The organism is Bradyrhizobium sp. LTSP857, from assembly GCF_000938285.1.
Classification (GTDB): Bacteria; Pseudomonadota; Alphaproteobacteria; order Rhizobiales; family Xanthobacteraceae; genus Bradyrhizobium.
Genome location: NZ_JYMS01000049.1, coordinates 25,470 through 45,373, shown reverse-complemented (window position 1 = coordinate 45,373; position 19,904 = coordinate 25,470). Strand labels below are relative to the sequence as shown.

The 19,904-nt window shown below is 65.3% G+C and carries 22 protein-coding genes; 16 read left to right on the top strand and 6 right to left on the bottom strand.

Annotated features, from left to right (window positions below):
• Positions 1-84: 84 nt before the first annotated feature.
• From dmeF to UP06_RS33480, 3 genes are all read left to right on the top strand, one after another.
• A complete protein-coding gene (gene dmeF, locus UP06_RS33490; protein WP_045007983.1) occupies positions 85-1,044 on the top strand; it encodes a CDF family Co(II)/Ni(II) efflux transporter DmeF in 960 nt (319 codons plus the stop codon).
• A gap of 89 nt (positions 1,045-1,133) precedes the next feature.
• Positions 1,134-1,964, top strand: coding sequence for an N-acyl homoserine lactonase family protein (locus UP06_RS33485; RefSeq protein ID WP_045007982.1), 831 nt, complete (start codon positions 1,134-1,136; stop codon positions 1,962-1,964).
• An 84-nt stretch (positions 1,965-2,048) separates the two neighbouring features.
• Entirely contained in the window at positions 2,049-2,927 is an 879-nt protein-coding gene (locus tag UP06_RS33480) for a DMT family transporter (RefSeq protein ID WP_045007981.1), read from the top strand.
• Here the strand turns inward: UP06_RS33480 and UP06_RS33475 are convergent.
• Positions 2,924-3,115 carry a hypothetical protein gene (locus UP06_RS33475; protein WP_045007980.1) on the bottom strand — a complete coding sequence of 64 codons (192 nt, stop codon included), beginning with the start codon at positions 3,113-3,115 and terminating at the stop codon, positions 2,924-2,926. The genes UP06_RS33480 and UP06_RS33475 overlap by 4 nt on opposite strands.
• A 31-nt stretch (positions 3,116-3,146) precedes the next feature.
• Positions 3,147-4,304 carry an MFS transporter gene (locus UP06_RS33470; RefSeq protein ID WP_045008753.1) on the bottom strand — a complete coding sequence of 386 codons (1,158 nt, stop codon included), beginning with the start codon at positions 4,302-4,304 and terminating at the stop codon, positions 3,147-3,149.
• A 166-nt stretch (positions 4,305-4,470) separates the two neighbouring features.
• On the opposite strand from UP06_RS33470, the gene UP06_RS33465 reads away from it, so the two are divergent.
• The gene (locus UP06_RS33465; RefSeq protein WP_045007979.1) at positions 4,471-5,730 is read left to right on the top strand and encodes an adenylate/guanylate cyclase domain-containing protein; all 1,260 of its coding nucleotides are present in this window, start codon (positions 4,471-4,473) and stop codon (positions 5,728-5,730) included.
• Positions 5,731-5,884: 154 nt separating this feature from the next.
• Here the strand turns inward: UP06_RS33465 and UP06_RS33460 are convergent, their stop codons facing one another.
• On the bottom strand, positions 5,885-7,135 hold the full coding sequence (locus UP06_RS33460) for an MFS transporter (protein ID WP_045007978.1): 1,251 nt from the start codon (positions 7,133-7,135) through the stop codon (positions 5,885-5,887).
• A 169-nt stretch (positions 7,136-7,304) separates the two neighbouring features.
• Here UP06_RS33460 and UP06_RS33455 point away from each other — a divergent pair, with 169 nt between their 5' ends.
• Positions 7,305-8,657, top strand: coding sequence for an Nramp family divalent metal transporter (locus tag UP06_RS33455; protein ID WP_045007977.1), 1,353 nt, complete (start codon positions 7,305-7,307; stop codon positions 8,655-8,657).
• A 104-nt stretch (positions 8,658-8,761) separates the two neighbouring features.
• On the opposite strand, the gene UP06_RS33450 is transcribed toward UP06_RS33455, so the two are convergent.
• The 3 genes from UP06_RS33450 to hemB form a co-directional block, all read right to left on the bottom strand.
• On the bottom strand, positions 8,762-9,538 hold the full coding sequence (locus UP06_RS33450) for an arginyltransferase (RefSeq protein ID WP_045007976.1): 777 nt from the start codon (positions 9,536-9,538) through the stop codon (positions 8,762-8,764).
• A gap of 119 nt (positions 9,539-9,657) precedes the next feature.
• The gene (locus tag UP06_RS33445; RefSeq protein ID WP_045007975.1) at positions 9,658-10,209 is read right to left on the bottom strand and encodes an RDD family protein; all 552 of its coding nucleotides are present in this window, start codon (positions 10,207-10,209) and stop codon (positions 9,658-9,660) included.
• A 291-nt stretch (positions 10,210-10,500) separates the two neighbouring features.
• Positions 10,501-11,562, bottom strand: coding sequence for a porphobilinogen synthase (gene hemB, locus UP06_RS33440; RefSeq protein WP_045007974.1), 1,062 nt, complete (start codon positions 11,560-11,562; stop codon positions 10,501-10,503).
• A gap of 123 nt (positions 11,563-11,685) precedes the next feature.
• On the opposite strand from hemB, the gene UP06_RS33435 reads away from it, so the two are divergent.
• From UP06_RS33435 to thiL, 11 genes are all read left to right on the top strand, one after another.
• Entirely contained in the window at positions 11,686-12,189 is a 504-nt protein-coding gene (locus UP06_RS33435) for a DUF6163 family protein (RefSeq protein ID WP_045007973.1), read from the top strand.
• A gap of 381 nt (positions 12,190-12,570) precedes the next feature.
• On the top strand, positions 12,571-13,089 hold the full coding sequence (gene ldtR, locus UP06_RS33430; RefSeq protein ID WP_007603420.1) for a transcriptional regulator LdtR: 519 nt from the start codon (positions 12,571-12,573) through the stop codon (positions 13,087-13,089).
• A gap of 197 nt (positions 13,090-13,286) precedes the next feature.
• Positions 13,287-13,523, top strand: a complete 237-nt coding sequence (locus UP06_RS33425) for a hypothetical protein (RefSeq protein ID WP_045007972.1) — start codon at positions 13,287-13,289, stop codon at positions 13,521-13,523.
• A gap of 37 nt (positions 13,524-13,560) precedes the next feature.
• Positions 13,561-13,782 (top strand): hypothetical protein, encoded by a 222-nt coding sequence (locus tag UP06_RS33420; RefSeq protein ID WP_045007971.1) that lies wholly within the window; start codon positions 13,561-13,563, stop codon positions 13,780-13,782.
• A 284-nt stretch (positions 13,783-14,066) separates the two neighbouring features.
• Complete coding sequence (gene glyA, locus UP06_RS33415) at positions 14,067-15,365, top strand: serine hydroxymethyltransferase (protein ID WP_045007970.1); 1,299 nt, start codon at positions 14,067-14,069, stop codon at positions 15,363-15,365.
• Between the two features lie 41 nt (positions 15,366-15,406).
• Positions 15,407-15,889 (top strand): transcriptional regulator NrdR, encoded by a 483-nt coding sequence (nrdR, locus tag UP06_RS33410; protein WP_045007969.1) that lies wholly within the window; start codon positions 15,407-15,409, stop codon positions 15,887-15,889.
• Positions 15,886-17,034: a bifunctional diaminohydroxyphosphoribosylaminopyrimidine deaminase/5-amino-6-(5-phosphoribosylamino)uracil reductase RibD gene (gene ribD / locus UP06_RS33405; RefSeq protein WP_045007968.1), complete on the top strand. Its 1,149-nt coding sequence runs from the start codon at positions 15,886-15,888 to the stop codon at positions 17,032-17,034. Before nrdR ends, ribD begins: the two co-directional genes overlap by 4 nt.
• A gap of 1 nt (position 17,035) precedes the next feature.
• Positions 17,036-17,659 (top strand): riboflavin synthase, encoded by a 624-nt coding sequence (locus UP06_RS33400; RefSeq protein ID WP_045007967.1) that lies wholly within the window; start codon positions 17,036-17,038, stop codon positions 17,657-17,659.
• A gap of 121 nt (positions 17,660-17,780) precedes the next feature.
• Positions 17,781-18,272, top strand: a complete 492-nt coding sequence (gene ribH / locus UP06_RS33395; RefSeq protein ID WP_007611095.1) for a 6,7-dimethyl-8-ribityllumazine synthase — start codon at positions 17,781-17,783, stop codon at positions 18,270-18,272.
• Positions 18,273-18,274: 2 nt separating this feature from the next.
• Positions 18,275-18,772, top strand: coding sequence for a transcription antitermination factor NusB (gene nusB, locus UP06_RS33390; protein WP_045007966.1), 498 nt, complete (start codon positions 18,275-18,277; stop codon positions 18,770-18,772).
• A gap of 138 nt (positions 18,773-18,910) precedes the next feature.
• Positions 18,911-19,903 (top strand): thiamine-phosphate kinase, encoded by a 993-nt coding sequence (thiL, locus tag UP06_RS33385; protein WP_045007965.1) that lies wholly within the window; start codon positions 18,911-18,913, stop codon positions 19,901-19,903.
• The last annotated feature ends 1 nt before the right edge of the window (position 19,904 follow it).

Genomic DNA, 19,904 nt, shown 5'->3' with positions numbered 1-19,904 from the left:
ATCGGCTCGTTTCATTGATTTTGCCCAGCGGCCCCGCAGGTCTATATTGCGGGTCAACGGACCGGACCTTTCGGAGATATTTCGATGCATTCCCATTCCATCGAACAATGGACCCACGACCACGCCTTTCTCGGCGACAAGCACGACGAGAACGAACGGCGCACCTGGCTGGTCGTGGTCCTGACGCTGGTCATGATGGTGGGCGAGATCGTCGCCGGCTCGCTGTTCGGCTCGATGGCGCTGCTCGCCGACGGCTGGCACATGGGTACGCATGCGGCGGCGCTCGGGATTGCCGCGTTCGCCTACCGCTTCGCGCGCCGGCATCTGGGGAACGCGCATTTCACCTTCGGAACCGGAAAGTTCGGCGACCTTGCCGCTTTCTCCAGCGCGATCATTCTAGGATTGATCGCGGTCGAGATCGCCTATGAGAGCGTGCTGCGGCTGTTCACGCCGGTGCCGATCGTTTATGGCGAGGCCGTCGCCGTGGCTGCGCTCGGGCTCTGCGTCAATCTCGCCAGCGCGTGGTTGCTGCGCGACAGCCATGATCATCACCATGGCCATGATCACGGCCATGCGCATCATGATCACGACGATCACGACCATGATCATCACCACCATCACCACGACAACAATCTTCGCGCGGCTTACGTCCACGTCATGGCCGATGCCGCAACCTCTGTGCTGGCAATCGGCGCGCTGCTTGTCGCGATGTATTCGGGATGGGTCTGGGCCGATCCGGCCGTCGGCCTGATTGGCAGCGCTGTGATCGCGAGCTGGGCGTTTGGTCTCGTCAAGAGCTCGGGCGCGGTGCTGCTCGACGTGCGTGCCGACGAGAAACTGGAACGCGCCATTCGCATGCGCATGGAGGTCGGTGACGACCGCGTCACCGATTTGCATCTCTGGCAGGTCGGGCCCGGCCATTGCGCCGTGCTGGTCTCAGTGGTGTCGGACCAGCCGAAACAGCCGGCCGTCTACAAGAAGCGCCTCGCCGGGTTGAAGGGGCTCAGCCACGTCACGGTCGAGGTCGAGACCTGCCCGCACTGACGTGATCGGCGGATGCGGAATTCTACGGCGCGGCCGGGGTTGATCCTCGGTCGCAGCTTACCCAATTGCTTGCCAAGGAGAGACCAAGAATGATGCCCAGAATCAAGCTCGCTCTCGCTGTCGCCGTGCTCGCTCTGTCCGGCCATGCCGCCGTGGCACAGTCGGAGAAGACCGGCGTTGAAAAGCTCTACGTGCTGAACTGCGGGGAGGGCACCGCCGGAGACATCTCGCGCTGGACCCCGGGCCTGAACGAGGGCAAGACGATGGACTTCGTCGATACCTGCTACCTCATCAAGCACACACAGGGCTGGTTCCTGTGGGACACCGGCATCGCCGATTCCGTGGCTGCGATGCCGAACGGTCTTCCGCCCGCCGACCCCAAGGCGGTCACCTGGCGCCGGCCGAAGACGCTCGCGGCGCAGCTCGAGCAGATTGGCGTCAAGCCCTCCGACATCAAGACGATGGGCGTTTCGCATACGCATCCCGATCATATCGGCAATGTCGAGATGTTCCCGCAGGCGACCCTCTACGTGCAGAAGACCGAATACGACTGGCCCGGCGCCAACAACGAGCCGCGCTTCAAGCCCTCGCATCCCGTCGAGCTGCTGTCGGGCGACAAGGATGTGTTCGGCGACGGCAGCCTGACCATCCTGTCGACGCCCGGCCACACGCCGGGGCATCAATCACTGCTGGTGAAATTGCCGAAGACCGGCGCGGTCGTGCTGTCCGGCGATGCCGTTCATTTCAAGGACAACTGGGACAACCGCCGCGTCCCCAGCATGAACGCCAACAAGGAGCAGAGCGCGGCCTCGATGCAGAAGATCGCCGACACGCTCGACAAGGCGAAGGGGCAGCTCTGGATCAACCACGACAAGGCCCAGCGCGACAGCCAGAAGATGTCGCCGGAGTTTTACGACTAGCTTTCCGAGACGCCCCTGTTGCCACTACGGTGGCAGCAGGAGCGTGCTAGGCGCCCGCAACAGGCTCCGCGACAGGAGACGATTGTGGGGGAGTGGATCGGGGTTGCGATCGCGCTGGCATCGAGCAGCCTCGGCGGCACCGCCGCGGCGATCACGCGCTATCTCGTCGGCGGCGCCGATCCTGTGCTGCTTGCGATCCTGCGCTGGGGGATCGGTTTCCTCTGTCTGTTGCCTTGCGCACTGCTGCTCCGCGTGCGCTGGCCGCAGCGGTCCGACTGGCCGGCCGTGATGCTGCTCGGCATCTGCTTCTTCGGGCTGTTTTTTATCCTCTACAACATCGCGGTGTCTTACACGACCGCCGCGCGCGCCAGTCTCGCGCTGGCGACGTTGCCGCTCCACACCATGGTGGTCGGCGCGCTGCTCGGCGTCGAGCGGCTGACGACGCGCAAGATTATTGGCGTCGGCATAGCCATGCTCGGCGTGGCGGCAGCGCTGGCGGCGGGCCTGGCGCAGAGCCCGCCCGGCGCATGGCGCGGCGAGCTCATCATGGCCGGCGCGGTGTTCTGCATGGCGTTCTACAACGTGCTGTCGCGTTCGCTGATGCAGCGCTCGAGCCCCCTCGGCTTTCTCACGGTCGGTATGGGTGCGGGTGCAGGCATGCTGGTGCTGGTGGGTCTATTGAAGGGCAGCTTTGCGGCGCTCGATCATTTCACGACGGCGCAGTGGATCGCCGGTATCTATCTCGGCGTCGGCGGCGGCGCGCTCGCCTTCATCCTCTGGGTCATGGCGCTGGCGCGCGCGACGCCGACCCGGGTCGCCAATACCATGACGGTCAATCCGATCGCGGCCACCTTGCTGGCGGCGTTGCTGATCGGCGAGCCGATCACGCCAAATCTTCTGATCGGGTTGGTTGCAGTGTTCGCTGGCATCTGGATCGCGACCAGCGAAACGAAGGCGGCCTAGCTTTTCGGTGCGGTGACCGGCGGCGGGCCGCCCTCCGGCGTCTTCTTCGGCTTCAGCGTGCCAGCATAGAACGAGAGCAGCCACACCAGCATGATGGCGAGGAGATAGACGCCCCAGGCCTGCGGCGGCGTCATCGCCCAGCGCAGGAGGCCTTTGAACGTGCGGGGCGGGCTTGTGTCTTCGCTCATGGTTCGCTTGTGCGCGAAAGCTGCCGCGCGGTCAATCCGACCGCTGCTCGGCGCGGATCAAGAACAGGGCGGCCAGCGCCGAGAGGCTGAGCGCGGACGAGACCATCAGCACCTTCGCCCCCATGACGTCGATCAGCAGGCCGAACGCCAGCGGCGCCACCGCTTGCGCCATCCGCGCCGGCGCGCCGATGATTCCGAGGCGGTAGCCGAAATCCTTTGGGCCAAAGATCGACAGCGGCAACGTTCCGCGCGCGATCGTCAAAATGCCATTGCCGGAGCCGTGCAGCAGCGCGAAGGCGCTCGCGGCAGGCGCGCCGAAGATGGCGACGACTGCCGCGCCGAGCGGGTGGGTGAGGCAGGCGAGGCGCGTCGACCACAGCGGATGGAAGCGGCTCAGAAAGCCCGCTTCAAGAATGCGCGCGACCACTTGCGCCGGGCCGATCAGCGCGCCGGCCGCGATCGCCTCGACATGCGTCGCGCCCATTGTTTCCAGGATGCGCGGGAAATGCACGGCCATCGCGCCGGTGACGGTCCAGACCGCGGCAAAGACGAAGGCGAGCAGGATCATGGTGCGGTCGAGCGGCAAATGCGGCTTGTCTGCCGTCGCCGCCGCCTCCTTCGCGCCCTTGATCGCCGGCAGCATGAAGAAGTTGAGGGGCAGGCCGATCAGGATGTTGGCGGCGGCCCAGGCGAAACAGGTGTCGCGCCAGCCGATATGGGCGAGCCCCCAGGCGGTGAGCGGCCAGCCGACGGTCGAGGCAAAGCCCGCCATCAGCGTAATGCCGGTGATCGAGCCGCGCGCCTCGGCGCCGTAGATGCGGCCAAGCGCTGCGAAGGCGGCATCGTAGAGGCCCATCGCCATGCCGAGGCCGAGCACGAGCCAGGCGATCGCCATCACCGTCACCGATTGCGAGATGCCGAGCAGCACGAGGCCGGCAGCAATCGTCAGGCTCGAGGCCGACAGCACCTGCCGGCCGCCGACGAGATCGATCTGCCGTCCGATCCGCGGGCCGAGCAGCGCGGAGATCACGAGCGAGGCCGAGAAGGCGCCAAAGATCCAGTTGGAGGAGACGCCGAGATCGCGCGCCATCGGATCGGCGAGCAGGGCCGGCAGATAATAGCTGGAGGCCCAGGCCAGGGTCTGCGTGGTGCCGAGCGCCAGGATGATTGGAAGCTGGCGCTGGCTCATATCCCAGTGTTTCTGGTCGGCGGTGTCATCGGTTGCATTTGCGGCCCGCAGCGCGCGCGCGTCAACAGCGTCCGCGACATATTCGATCTGCTGCGAGCGGGAGCCTTGGTTGCGCAACGACCGCGCGCGGCCTTTCGCTCGTCACGAATGCACGCCATAATGGCGTATGCAATTGACCTCGCGCCTCGCGCTGATGAACTGGCTGACCGGCCAGGGGCTCACGGGCCTTCCCGAAAACGAGCTGCTCCGCGGCTTCTGCGAGCGCTGCCGCGCCGAGGGGCTGGAACTCTCGCGCGGGCTGGTCGTCATCGACACGCTGCACCCGATCTACGAAGGCCGCGGCTTCCGCTGGAGCGACCGTCCCAGCAACGAGAGCGATTTGTTCGAATACCGCTCGACCGCCGAAGGCGACGCGGCCAAGAGTTGGCGCCGCTCGGTGTTCTTCCACCTGCTCGAGCACGGCCAGGACGAGATGGTGATCGATCTTGCCGACGCGCCCTCGATGGATTTCTCGCAGATCGGCGAACTCGCCGAAAAGGGCCACCGCCACTATCTCGCCTTCGTGCATCGCTTCGGCGAGAACGGTGCGCTCGGACTGATGGACTGCCTCTACTCCTGCTGGACCACGCGCCGCGACAGCGGGTTTTCCGAGCCGGAGCTCGTCGCACTGCGCGACCTCGTGCCTGTGCTGGGGCTGGCGATCAAGTCGGCGCAGCAGGTCGACATCGCGCGCACGCTGGGCCGCGTCTATCTCGGCCGCGGCGCCTCCGAACAGGTTTTGGGCGGCCGCATCTCGCGTGGCGTCACCGAGCGCATCAACGCCGTGCTGTGGTACTCGGATTTGCGCGGCTCGACCGGGATCAGCGAGAGCATCGGCCCCGACGAGATCATCCCGTTCCTCAACGACTATGCGCAGGCCGTGATCGACGCGATCCACGACGCCGGCGGCGACGTGCTGAAACTGATCGGCGACGGCGTGCTGGCGATGTTCACCGGCGAGGACATGGCGCACGCGCGCCGCGCCGCGTTGCGCGCTGAGCACCTGTCCCGCAAGAACGTTGCCGAGCTGAACGCGCGCCGGACGACCGATGGGCGGCCGATCACGTCGGCCTATATCGGCCTGCATGTCGGCGAGGTCTTTTACGGAAATATCGGCAGCGAGGACCGGCTCGACTTCACCGTGGTCGGCCCGACCGTCAATGAGGTCAGCCGCATCGCCTCGATGAGCCGCTCGGTTGACCGTGAGCTGCTGGCATCGGCCGAGTTCTACAAGGGCCTCGACGCCGCCGGTCGCCGCTATCTCGTCTCAACCGGCCGCTACGCGCTGCGCGGCATCGGCCGCGCGCAGGATCTCTACACGCTCGATCCGGAAGTCGATAGCAGCGAACCGGTGACGGGGAGTTACGAGCGGTATCTGGCGGGCTAGCCTCGCTGTTCCCGCATCGTCGTCCTGGCGAAAGCCAGGACCCATAACCACCGACTGTAGTTTTGCGAAGATTCGTGGTTGGCAGCTTCGCGCGACAACTTCTCCTTGGGGTAATGGGTCCTGGCTTTCGCCAGGACGACTGCGGAGAGCGCGATTAACACCGCGCCGCCGCGCCCGCGCCGTCCCCCACCATGTCCGGCTGCCGATCCAATGCCACCGCAGGCGAGAGCCAGATCACCAGCGCCTGCACGCCGAACACGGCGGCCGCGAGATAGAGGCAAGCTTCCGCACTGTAGAAGCCACCGACGATGGCACCGAGCGCCGAGCCGAGCGGGCGGGCGCCGTAGCTCATGATGTTGATGGCGGAGACACGCCCCAACAGCCGCGGCGGCGTCACCGACTGGCGCAGCGTCGTGGTCGAGATCACCCACAGGATCGGCCCAACGCCGAGCAGGAAGAAGCTTAAGGCCGCGAGCCACGGCGATGGCACCAGCACCGTCAACGCCATCACCACCGCGGCGACGAAGCCGGCGACCGGGCCGAGGCCGACCACGGTACCGAAGGCGATGCGCTTCATCACGCGGGTGGCAAGCAGCGCGCCGATCACCATGCCGACGCCGTACATCGTCAGCACGGTTCCGACCCCAGCCGCCGTCAGGCCGAGATGGCGCACGGCGTAGGGCACGAACACCGCGATCTGCAAAAACCATCCGGTGTTGAAGATGAACTGAGTGATGAACACGGGCCGCAGCAGCGGGTGGTGGAAGACGAACGCCGCGCCCTCACGGATGTCCTGGAACGGATGACGCTGCGGCGTCGGTGCGCGCGCCGGCTCGTAGATACCGGAGAGCAGCACTACGGCGAGCGCCGAAAGTGCGGCGGCGAAGCCGAAGGCGGGGCTCGCGCCCCACCAGCCGACCAACACGCCGCCCACAGCAGGGCCACTGGCAAAGGCGATGGTGCGCGCGAGTTCAATCCGCGCATTGGCAGCCGGCAACAGGTCCGAGCTCACCAGCGAGGGCACCAGCGCCGGCGCAGCCACGCTGTAGACGACGGTGCCGCACACAGCGACAAAGCCAAGCAGCGCCAGCATCGACAGATTGAGCGCGCCGAGCGCGAGCAGCAGCACGATTGCCGCGAGGGCCGCGGCCCGCAGCGCTTCGGCGCCCGCCATCAGCGCGCGGCGCGAGATGCGGTCGGCGAGCAGGCCGGCCGGAATGGCGAACAGGACGAACGGTAAGGTGAGGGCGGTCTGTAGCAGGCCGGTCTGGCCTTCGGCGACGCCGAGCGTCAGTACGGCGACGATGGGGGCTGCGGCCAGCGCGATCTGCTCGGCCGACTGTGCCGCGAGGTTGGACCAGGCGAGGCGATTGAACGTATCGGGGAGGCGGGGCGTCGTTGACATGGCTCATTTCCTGCAAAGTCGAATTCGCGCCAGTATCCGCCTCCGGGGACGGCCAAACCCACCCGCTTCCCGACAGGGCTGGGCAGAACCGGGCCGCGACGGGAACCGATGCGGCTAGATGCAGTTGCAAATGAGTTGCAATAAGACTCGACTCCGGTATTGTGCCAGCATGGATGCCCGATCTCCCGAACTGACCCAAACCGCCGCCGGCTGGCGCACCGACGCGCCGACGATCAAGAGCCTGGCCGAGGTGAATGCCTCCGTCGCAGTCCCAACGGCGGGGGTGTGGTGGCGCCGGCTGCTCGCCTTCGTCGGCCCGGGCTATCTGGTCTCGGTCGGCTACATGGACCCCGGCAATTGGGCGACCGATCTCGCCGGCGGATCGAAGTTTGGCTACACGCTGCTCTCGGTCATTCTGCTCTCGAATTTGATGGCGATCCTGTTGCAGGCGCTGGCAGCACGGCTCGGCATCGTCACGGACCGTGACCTCGCGCAGGCCTGCCGCGCGACCTATTCGCCTGCAACGAACTTCGTGCTGTGGCTCGCCTGCGAGGCGGCGATCATCGCCTGCGATCTCGCCGAGGTCATCGGCACCGCGATCGCGCTCAAGCTGTTGTTCGGCATTCCCCTGATTGGCGGCGCGCTGCTTGCTGCACTGGATGCCTTCCTGCTGCTGCTCCTGATGAACCGCGGCTTCCGTTTCCTCGAAGCTTTCGTGATGGCGCTGCTTGCGGTGATCGCGGTCTGCTTCGCGGTCCAGATCGTCGCTGCGGCGCCGCCGGTGGCGGACGTCCTGCACGGCTTCATGCCGAAGAGCGAGATCGTCACCAATCCCGAGATGCTCTACATCGCGATCGGCATCATCGGCGCGACAGTGATGCCGCATAATCTCTATCTGCACTCATCGATCGTGCAGACGCGCGCCTATGAGCGCAACGACACCGGCCGGCGCGACGCGATCAAATGGGCGACGACGGACTCGACCATCGCGCTGATGCTGGCGCTGTTCATCAACGCGGCCATCCTCGTGGTCGCAGCCGCGACCTTCCACAAGAGCGGACACTCGGACGTCGCCGAGATCGGCCAGGCGTTCGAGTTGCTCTCGCCGCTGCTCGGCCTCGGCGTCGCCTCGACGCTGTTTGCGATTGCGCTGCTCGCCTCGGGCCTGAACTCGACTGTCACGGCGACCCTCGCCGGCCAGATCGTGATGGAAGGCTTTCTCGATTTGCGCCTGCCGAGCTGGGCACGCCGCCTGCTCACGCGCGGCATCGCCATCGTTCCGGTGATCATCGTCACGGCGATCTATGGCGAGCGCGGTACCGCGGATCTGCTGGTGTTCAGCCAGGTCGTGCTGTCGATGCAGCTGCCCTTCGCAGTGATCCCGCTGGTCCGCTTCGTCTCCGACCGCCGCAAGATGGGTCAGTTCGCGATTCCGGTTTGGGTCGCCGCGATCGCATGGATCGTCGCGGGCGTGATCGTGGTTTTGAACGTAAAGCTGCTGGTGGATACGCTGTTCGGGTGAGGGCACCACAGCTGTCGTCGTCCGGCTTGACCGGACGACCCAGTATTCCAGAGACGATTGTTTTGAACCTTAGGCGCCCGCCTTCGCGGGGCATGACGAGAGAACTAATCCTGCGGCTCGGACGCGGCATCCCCCTGCGCATCGATGCGCAGCCAGCCTGACGGTGCCAAGCGCTGCTGCGGCAGAAAACGGGCCTTGTAGTCCATCTTCTTGGAGCCCTCGATCCAGTAGCCGAGATAGACGTAGGGCAGGCCTTGCCGGCGGGCGCGGGCGATGTGGTCGAGGATCATGAAGGTCCCCATCGAGCGGCTGACCTGGCCCGGCTCGAAGAACGAATAGACCATCGACAGGCCGTCGCTGAGCACGTCGGTCAGCGCCACCGCGATCAGCTCTTCGCCGCGGCCGGTGATGCCGCTGTCGGGACCGCGCTTGCGGTATTCGATGATGCGGGTCTCGACATGGCTGTCCTCGACCATCATGGCGTAGTCGAGCACGGTCATGTCGGCCATGCCGCCGTGGCGGTGGCGGGAGTCGAGATAGGCGCGGAACACCGAATATTGCTCGGAGGTCGGCACCGCGCTGCGCTGCTCGCCGATGATGTCGGAATTGCGCGCCATCACCTTGCGGAAGTTGCGGGAGGGGCGGAACTCGTTGGCGACCACCCGGACCGAGACGCAGGCGCGGCACTGGTCGCAGGCCGGCCGGTAGGCGATCGACTGGCTGCGGCGGAAGCCGCCATGGGTCAGGAGGTCATTGAGGTCGCCGGCACGCTCACCCACGAGGTGCGTAAACACCTTGCGCTCATGCCGGCCCGGCAAATAGGGGCAGGGCGAGGGCGCCGTGAGGTAAAATTGGGGGGTGTCTCGCGAGTGCTGGGTCAAGGGACGTCGTGGGCCTCCGAACTGAGTATCAGCATCGCGCTACGAAAGCCCCCGGTCAATTGGTCTGCTCAGCAGGTCAGATCAGACAGCTTAGTCGGTCCTGGTTGATAGGTTCTTGATCAATAGGTTCTGGTGGCTTGAGGCACGGGCGTACGGACGGAGTTGTTGATCAGGACTGTTCCCAGCACGAAATCATGCAGCAGGCGCCGACGACCGTTGAACAGGCCGACCAGGACGACGAAGGGGGAAAGGAACGACACCGTCACCCAGAACAGCACGGCATGGGTGGCGCCGAGCACGAAATAGCCGGGTGCGCCGTACCAGGTGCGCAATTCGAGGTCCATCACCCGCATCCCGATCGTCGCCGACGAGGGACCGCCGATGCAAGCGCCGTAATAGACGATGGCCCAGACCACGGAGGCCGGCCAGGCCAGCCAGAACAGGGCCCAGCCGAGGCCGAGCGTGACCACGCCGAACACGGCGATGAAGAGGTAGCCGAGGATGACGGGAACGGAGATCACGACCATGTCGATCAGGAATGCGAACACCCGCCTCGTCGCCACGCCGCGGAACAGTTCCGGATGCAGATAGGGATCGTACGCATGAGCCGCGCCGTCACTGCGCCAGGCGCCCGACTGGCCGCCTGAATTGCCCGAGTCCGAATACGACATTGTCCGTCCTCCCAGGGAAAACTCCCGTGGCAGGACATGGGAACATGTCATCCCCGTGCCAAGGGCGCGCTGGGATTAACAAGCCGAAATATTCCGGCGATTCGGGGGCGGGGGTCGGGCGGCGATGCTCGCGCCACATCCACAATGTCGTCCCGGCGCAGGCCGGGACCCATAACCCCAGGGAGGAGTTTGGCGAAGACTTACAGTGATTTCTTCATCGGTACGGCTACCGCGCGCCGTCGACAGATCACGCGGTATGGGTCCCGGCCTGCGCCGGGACGACGTTGGGGCCTACCCCTGCGCCCGCAGCTTCTCCGCCGCCTTCGGCGCAAAATAGCTGAGCACGCCGTCGGCGCCGGCGCGCTTGAAGGCGAGCAGGCTTTCCATCATCGCGCGCTCGCCGTCGAGCCAGCCGTTGTTGGCCGCAGCCGCGATCATCGCGTATTCGCCGGAGACCTGGTAGGCGAAGGTCGGCATCGCAAACGTGTCTTTCACGCGCCGGACCACGTCGAGATAGGGCATGCCGGGTTTCACCATCACCATGTCGGCGCCCTCGGCGATGTCGAGCTCGACTTCGCGCAGCGCCTCGTCGGTGTTGGCGCTGTCCATCTGGTAGGTGCGCTTGTCGCCGGTCAGCGTCTTGGCCGAGCCGATGGCGTCGCGGAACGGGCCGTAGAAGGCTGAGGCGTATTTTGCCGCATAGGCCATGATCTGCACGTCGAGCAGGCCGGCGTGGTCGAGCCCCTCGCGGATCGCGGCGACGCGGCCGTCCATCATGTCGGAGGGCGCGATGATGTCGCAGCCGGCCTCGGCTTGCACCAGAGCCTGGCGTACCAGCACGGCGACCGTCTCGTCGTTCAAGATCTTGCCGTCAGTGATCAGGCCATCATGGCCGTGGCTGGTGAAGGGATCGAGCGCGACATCGCAGAGTATGCCGAGATCGGGAAACTCCTTCTTGATTGCGCGCACGGCCTGGCAGACCAGATTGTTCGGGTTGGTGGCTTCCGAGCCCTCTTCGTCGCGCAGGGACGGGTCGGTGTAGGGAAACAGTGCGATGCAGGGAATCGTCAGCTTCATTGCGCGCTCGGCGTCGCGCACGGCCTGGTCGACGCTGAGGCGCTCGACGCCCGGCATCGAGGCGATCTGCTCGCGCTTGTTGTTGCCGTCGATCAGGAACAGCGGCCAGATCAAATCGTCGGTGGTCAGCACGTTCTCGCGCACCATGCGCCGGGCCCATTCGGCCTTGCGGTTGCGGCGCGGGCGGATGGTCAGATCGAGGGCAGGGGAGGCTCCCGCACCAGTCCCGCGCGCGACCTCGCGCAGTTCGATCGGACGTCCGTATTTGATCGCCATCACTCTTCCTCCGGCTGGAATTATTCTTATACCAGTTCGCGTGGTTCCCGTCACCGCGGCTTGATCTGCCGCAAAGGATGGCAGCCGATTGATTTTGTGGGGCGAAACAGCCAGAAGGGGGCCATGTCCGAGATCTCCAGCCGCGATGCGGCCCGCGACAGCGCCAATGCCAGGGACGCCGCACGAGACAATGCCAGAGACAACGCAATGTCGGTGGCGGCGATCTCGTCGGAGCGCCCGGAGTCCGACGACAATGTCTGGACGCGCCGACTGGTGCTGTTCCTGCGGGTGATGGCGCTGCTGTCGATCCTCAAGGGCCTCTACCATTGGGCGCAGGTGACGGGCTTCGTCGGCGGCGAGGACGAGGCGTTCGAGAACCAGTCGATGGCCTGGCAGGCCTCGACCATCTATTTCGCCGTGATCGAGCTCGTCGCAGCGGTGGGCCTGTGGCTGGCAACGCCCTGGGGCGCGGTGGTGTGGCTCACCACCGTGGTGTCGATGGCGGTGATCGAGCTGATGTTCCCGGGCATCTACGGCGGCAGCCTGGTCGTCGTCGCGGTGGAAGCCTTCATGCTCGCAGCCTATCTCGCGCTCGCCTGGATGGCCGCGCGCGAACGGCCGCCATAGTCGATGTTCAGCTCCGGGACACGAGACGTTTCACGCGCGCGTGGTTGACCACTCGTTGCGTAAAATTCGAGGTAACTTTTCATTGACCTAGCGCGATCCGCCACAGCTGTTACGCGCGCGTTTCGAAACGGGGCGCCGCTGTTCTGGAATGCGACAGAATGGGCGGACGGAGGGTGAACAGGACCTTGCCACGGTCAACAGAGGGTTGCGAAAAGTGCTTGTGGCACAGGCTTAATGCGCAATTCACTGTCTTAAATTCATGATCTCTTTATTCTCTTATTTAAGCCGATCTTCAAACGCCTCCCCTTAAGTTGCACCTATCAGACGGGACACAAGTTTCGTCGAATAAGTGTCGATAAAAACGACAACAGGGGAAGTGTCATGATGAAAGCCGTCGCAACTGCGGCAGATACCGCGGAACGCGTCTCCGGCCAGCAGGGCTCGGTGCAGACGCTCTATCTGGAAGCCTTGACTCTGGTGGAGCGGCTGCATCGCCGTCTCCTCGACGTGATCAAGGACGAGTTCGATCGTCGTGGTCGCGCCGACATCAATTCGGTGCAGGCGCTCCTGCTCTATAACATCGGCGACAAGGAGCTGACCGCGGGCGAGCTGCGCACGCGCGGTTACTATCTCGGCTCCAACGTCTCCTACAATCTGAAGAAGCTCGTCGAGCTCGGCTTCCTCGATCATCAGCGCTCGCGCGTTGATCGCCGCTCGGTGCGCATCCGCCTGACCCCGCAGGGCCAGGAAGTCCGCCGCATCGTCGACTCCCTCTACCAGAAGCACGTCAAGACCGTGGAACAGGTCGGCGGCATCTCGGGCGAGGAGTTCTCGACCCTGAACAAGTCGCTGCACCGCCTCGAGCGGTTCTGGACCGACCAGATCCTGTATCGGCTCTGAGTTTTTAAGAAGGACGAAGGCCAAGCCGGCCCAACAAGACCGGCGAGCCTCGCGAACGTGCCTCACTTCCCCAAGCGCATCGGTCGGGCTCTGCCCGGACCGGTGCGTTTTGTCATTTCGCGGTTGCGAAAAAAATGAGACGATCTGGCGGAACCAGTTCCCGGCCTCGCGGTTATGTCTCCGGATCGGAGGATGCGATGCTGATCGAACGCGGGTTGCAGGCTATGAACGTCGAGCTCGTGAGCGATGCCTACGCCATCGCCGCGAACTATCTTCGCCGCTCCGGCGCGATCCCTGACACGCTCGTCACCAATGAGCGCCTGCTCGAGATCATCATCAAGCTGCTCCAGCACGGTGAATTCAACAAGATCAGGCTGGCCAACAAGGCCATCACCAGGTTCGAGGCGCAAGCCGAGGTCCGAGCGGTTGCCTGATCAAAACTCCCAAAATCTCAGAGAACCAGAGGGTGCTATGGAAGCCGCTATCGACCGCATCATGCAAACCTATGATTTGCTCGCCAACCGTACGTCCGCGGCGAGCGCAGAGGCGCGGGCCAAGGTGACGAACTACCTGAACACCCTGATGGAAGCCGGCGAGAAAGACACCCACAGGTTGACGGTGTGCGGCTTGACCTATCTGCGCCAGCTGGACGGCACCGTGGACCCGGTCAAGGCGGGCTATACCGGGCTTTAGAACCGCAGGCGGTAGAGAGCGGCTGGCCACCATCGGCCGGCTCCGCCCCGGCATTAAGGTCCAAATCGGCCCTTCCTGGACAAGGCGAGACCGGACGGCTCAAGCGAATGCGCGGGTCGCCCGTATCCTTCAATCCCCACCATATCTTGCATAAATATCAGGCCTGACCCGCAACTACTTGGCCGGGGGCGGGTGATGTGGTAGATCGCGGTCGCCGCTCCGATCACCACACCAGACCCGCCCGTAGCCCGCCAAAAGGCTGCGGCGGTGGAGATATTCGCAAGATGACCTTCGCCAAAACCGCCTCCGCGCCCGATTCGTTTTTCACCGCTCCGCTCGACCAGGCCGACCCGGAAATCGCCGCCGCCATCAAGGGCGAGCTCGGCCGGCAGCGCCATGAGGTCGAGCTGATCGCCTCCGAGAACATCGTCAGCCGTGCCGTGCTGGAAGCACAGGGTTCGGTGATGACCAACAAATACGCGGAAGGTTATCCGGGCGCGCGCTACTACGGCGGTTGTGAGTGGGTCGACGTCGCCGAGAATCTCGCGATCGATCGCGCCAAGAAGCTGTTCGGCGCGAAGTTCGCCAACGTGCAGCCGAACTCCGGCAGCCAGATGAATCAGGCGGTGTTTCTGGCACTGCTCCAGCCGGGCGACACCTTCATGGGTCTCGATCTTTCGGCCGGCGGCCATCTCACCCATGGCTCGCCCGTCAACATGAGCGGCAAATGGTTCAAGGCCGCGCACTACACCGTGCGCCGCGAGGATCAGCTCATCGACATGGATGCGGTGGCCAAGCAGGCCGAAGAGGTCAAGCCGAAGCTGATCATTGCCGGCGGCTCGGCCTATTCGCGCGCCTGGGATTTCAAGCGTTTCCGCGAGATCGCGGATTCGGTCGGCGCGTATCTGCTGGTCGACATGGCGCACTTTGCCGGCCTCGTCGCCGGCGGCGTGCATGCTTCGCCGGTGCCGTATGCGCATGTCACCACGACCACGACGCACAAATCGCTGCGCGGCCCGCGCGGCGGCCTGATGCTGTGGAATGACGAGACGCTGACCAAGAAGCTCAACTCGGCGATCTTCCCGGGGCTTCAGGGCGGCCCGCTGATGCATGTGATCGCGGCCAAGGCTGTCGCCTTCGGCGAGGCGCTGCGGCCGGACTTCAAAGTCTATGCGAAGAACGTCGTCGAGAACGCCAAGGCGCTCGCCGAGACGCTGAAGAGCCACGGGTTCGATATTGTCTCCGGCGGCACCGACAACCATCTGATGCTGGTCGACCTCAGGCCGAAGGGCCTGAAGGGCAACGCGTCGGAGAAGGCGCTGGTCCGCGCCGCCATCACCTGCAACAAGAACGGTATTCCGTTCGATCCCGAGTCGCCGTTCGTCACCTCGGGGATTCGGCTGGGCACGCCGGCTGCGACCACCCGCGGCTTCGGCGTCGCCGAATTCCAGCAGGTCGGCGGCATGATCGCCGAGGTCCTGAATGCGATCGCGCAGTCATCCGACGGCAAGGCGCCGCTGGTGGAAGCCGCGATCAAGGAACGGGTCAAGGCGCTCACAGACCGGTTCCCGATCTATCAGTAAGGTCCAAGTAAACTGGTAAGTGAACTGGTCAAGGTAAACGGATGCGCTGCCCGAACTGCAACAGTCTCGATACGCAGGTAAAGGACTCGCGTCCGACCGAGGACTCTTCCGTGATCCGCAGGCGGCGCGTGTGCGTCGCCTGTAATTTCCGCTTCACCACCTTCGAGCGCGTGCAGCTGCGCGAACTCACCGTGATCAAGCGCAACGGCCGCCGCGTGCCGTTCGACCGCGACAAGCTGATGCGCTCGGTGTCGATCAGCTTGCGCAAGCGTCCGGTCGAACCGGAGCGCGTGGAGAAGATGGTGTCCACCATCGTGCGCGAGCTCGAGACCGGCGGCGAGGCCGAGATCTCCTCCGAGGTGATCGGCGAGACCGTGATGGAGCATCTGCGCACGCTCGACGACGTCGCCTATGTGCGCTTCGCGTCCGTCTATCGCAATTTCCGTGAGGCCAAGGACTTCGCCGATGTGCTCGGCGAGCTCTCCGGTGAGGAGGAAGCGCGGCTTGCAACGGTACGCAAATGATCTTCCGCATCCTGGAAGATCAATTTGCGCAGAAGGCCCGCGACTCTAAGGACGCCGATCGACGCTTCATGGAGCTTGCGCTGGCGTTGGGGAAGCGCGGGCAGGGGCGCACCTGGCCGAACCCGGCGGTGGGCGCCGTCATCGTCAAGGACGGGGTGATCGTCGGTCGCGGCTGGACCCAACCCGGCGGTCGACCGCATGCCGAGCCCGAGGCGCTGCGGCGCGCGGGCGAGGCGGCGCGCGGCGCCACGCTCTACGTCACGCTCGAGCCGTGCTCGCATTTCGGCAAGTCGCCGCCTTGCGCCGACGCGGTGATCGCGGCCGGCATTAAGCGGGTGGTGGCGGCGATCGAGGATCCCAATCCGGAAGTCGCCGGGCAGGGCCATGCGCGCTTGCGCGCGGCCGGTATCACGGTGGATGTCGGCCTGTGCGCTGCCGAGGCCGCGTTCGACCATGCCGGGCATTTCCGCCGCATCCGTGACAAGCACCCGCACGTGATCTTGAAGCTCGCGGTCTCGCCCGACGGCAAGATCGGCGCGGCCGGCGGTAAGCCCGTCGCGATCACCGGCGAAGCCGCGCGTAACCGCGTGCATCTGTTGCGCGCCTCGAGCGACGCCATTTTGGTCGGTATCGGCACGGTGCTGGCGGACGACCCGCTTCTCACCTGCCGCCTGCCGGGCATGGCGGCGCGCTCGCCGGTGCGCGTGGTACTCGACCAGAGCCTGCGCATTCCGGCATCGAGCCGGCTCGTGCGTTCCGCGCGTGAGACGCCGCTCTGGGCGATCGGCTCGGAGCTTGCGGAAGCCGCGGCGGCGACGCGGCTTGGCGCTGCTGGCACGCAGATCATCCGCGTACCGCCAGGGAGCGCCTCCGGGCTCGATCTTCCGGCCGTGCTGCATGCGCTGGCCGAGAAGGGCATCACGCGGTTGATGGTCGAGGGCGGCAGCCGTGTTGCGGCATCGTTCGTCGCCGCCGACCTCGTCGACGAGATCTGGCTGTTCCGCGGCGCGGAAGCGGTCGGCGCCGAAGGGGTCGATGCGCTCGATGCATTGCCCCTGTCGAAAATCACGCAGTCGCAGGCGTTCAAGGTTCATGCTAGCGAAACATTCGACAAGGATACTCTCACCATCTACGAGCGCGCCTAACATGTTCACCGGCATTGTCACCGATATCGGCGAGATCGTCAGCCTGACGCCTGTGGCGCAGGGGCAGCTGCATCGCCTGCGCATCGCCTGCCGCTATGATCAGACCACCATTGCTGATGGTGCCTCGATTGCCTGCAACGGCGTCTGCCTGACCGTCGTCGCCTCCGGCGTTGAAGGCAGCAAGGACTCCTCTCAAAAGACCTGGTTCGATGTCGACGCTGCCGCCGAGACGCTGGCGCTGACCACCGCGAAGCATTGGAAGGTCGGCACGAAACTCAACCTCGAGCGCGCGCTGAAGATCGGCGACGAGCTCGGCGGCCACATCGTCGCCGGCCATGCCGACGGGATCGCGACCATCGTTAGCCGCGAGGACCTGCCTGACATGGCGCGGTTCGAGCTCTCTACGGCGCGGGAGCTGGCGCGCTTCATCGCCACCAAGGGCTCGATCACGCTCGACGGCGTGTCGCTGACGGTTAATACGGTCAAGGATGTAACCTTTTCGGTGCTGATCATCCCGCACACGCTGACGGTCACGACGATCGGCGGCTGGAAAGCGGGGACCGAGATCAATATCGAGGTCGATTTGATGGCCCGCTACGCGGCGCGGCTGACGGAAATGAAGTGACGGCGTAGCCGTCATGCCGGGCTGGCTTCTCGCCCGGAATGACGATCTCTCTAGCATTCGTGCTTGGCTTACCCCCTCGCTGCGACTACATAACGCCGACCTCTGTAAAACGGATTTGACTATGGCTGACGCGCGGCGCGCACCCCTAAAGGACCAGACCGACATTTCCGGCGCGCGCGCGCTGATTGTCGAAGCGCGGTTCTATGACGATCTCCAGGACGCGATGCTCGAAGGCGCGGTGGCCGAGCTGAAGGCGGCCGGCCTGACCCATGACGTCATCACGGTTCCCGGCGCGCTGGAGATTCCTGCGGCGATCGCGATCGCGGTCGATGCGGCCGCCGCCAACGGCAAGCCTTATGACGCAGCAATCGCGCTCGGCTGCGTGATCCGCGGCGACACCATCCATTTCGAGATCGTCTCGCAGGAATCCTCCCGCGCGCTGATGGATCTTGCGGTCGCGCGAAAGCTGCCGCTCGGCAACGGCATCCTGACCGTCAACACCGAGGCGCAGGCCTGGGCGCGGGCGCGCGCCAGCGAGCTCAACAAGGGCGGCGATGCCGCGCGCGCCGCGATTGCGATGCTACGCATAAAACGCCGGCTGGCGCGGGCTTGATCATGGCCGACAACAGCAAAAAGCCGCCGGCTGGCACTGAGAAGAAAGCGAACCGGCGCGGTGCTGCGCGGCTCGCGGCCGTGCAGGCGCTGTACCAAATGGATATCGCCGGCGCCGGCATCAACGACATCTTTGCCGAGTTCGAGAGCCACTGGCTCGGCAACGAGGTTGAGGGCGACACATATCTGCCGGCGGAAGCCGCCTTCTTCCGCGACGTCGTCTCCGGCGTCGTGCGCGACCAGAAGAAGCTCGATCCGCTGATCGACGAGGCGCTGTCGAAGGGCTGGCCGCTGAAGCGGATCGAGGCGATCCTGCGCGCGGTGCTGCGGGCAGGGGCCTACGAATTGGAGCACCGCAAGGACGTGCCCGGCCGCGTCGTCGTGTCCGAATATGTCGACGTCGCCAATGCCTTCGTCGATCGCGAGGAGACCGGCATGGTGAACGCGGTGCTCGACCAGATCGGCCGCCAGTTTCGCGGCGACGAGTTCGGGCGGGGGTAGTTACACATTCCGTTGTCATCACCCGCGAAAGCGGGTGATCCAGTACTCCGCGGCAGCGGTAATAAATATCCGGCGTCTCGGCGTACTGGATCGCCCGGTCAAGCCGGGCGATGACGCCGGTGGTTGGGGCAGACATCGATGACGACCTCGCACAATCCCTCCGGCGAAGACTCCGTGATCGCGCGCTATTTCAAGCCGCTGGCGACTGACCCCGGCGCGTTGGGGCTGGTCGACGACGCCGCCGTCCTGAGCTCATCTGGCGAGGACATCGTCGTCACCACCGACGCCGTGGTCGAGGGCGTGCACTACCTTGCCACCGATCCTCCCGACACCATCGCGCGCAAGGCGCTGCGGGTGAACCTGTCCGATCTTGCCGCGAAGGGCGCGCGGCCGGCCGGCTTTGTGCTGACACTGGCGCTGCGCAGCAAGGAAGACGCCTGGCTCAGGCCGTTCGCGGACGCGCTCGGCGATGACGCGAAAACCTTCGCCTGTCCGCTGCTCGGCGGCGACACGGTGTCGACGCCGGGGCCGCAGATGATTTCGATCACCGCTTTCGGCCGTGTGCCGCGGGGGCGGATGGTCGGCCGCACCGGCGCAAAGCCGGGCGACCGTATCCTGGTGACGGGGACAATTGGCGACGCCGCCCTCGGCCTCGACGTGCTCACTGGCGGCGCGGTGGCCGCGGCGCTCGCACAGGATCGCACCGCGCTGGACTACTTGGTCGGTCGCTATCGCGTTCCACAGCCGCGCAACGCGCTGGCGGACGTGGTGCGGGATCACGCCAGCGCCGCGATGGACGTGTCCGATGGCCTGGCCGGAGACCTCGCAAAACTCTGCGCGGCTTCAGGCGTCAGTGCGGTGATCGAGGCGCACCACGTTCCGCTATCGCCGGCAGCCACGGCCGCGCTCGCAACCGTCGGCCTCGAAAAGCTCGTGTCCGGAGGAGACGACTACGAAGTCCTGTGCGCGGTTCCGGAGGCGCGCTGCGCCGAGTTCGCGCGGGAGACGGAACGGGTGGGTATTGCCGTCACGACGATCGGCACCATCATTGCCGGCAGCGAGTCGCCGCGATGGTTGGACGCGCAAGGCAGCCAGATCGCGCTGCGGCGCTTGTCCTACAGTCATTTCTGAT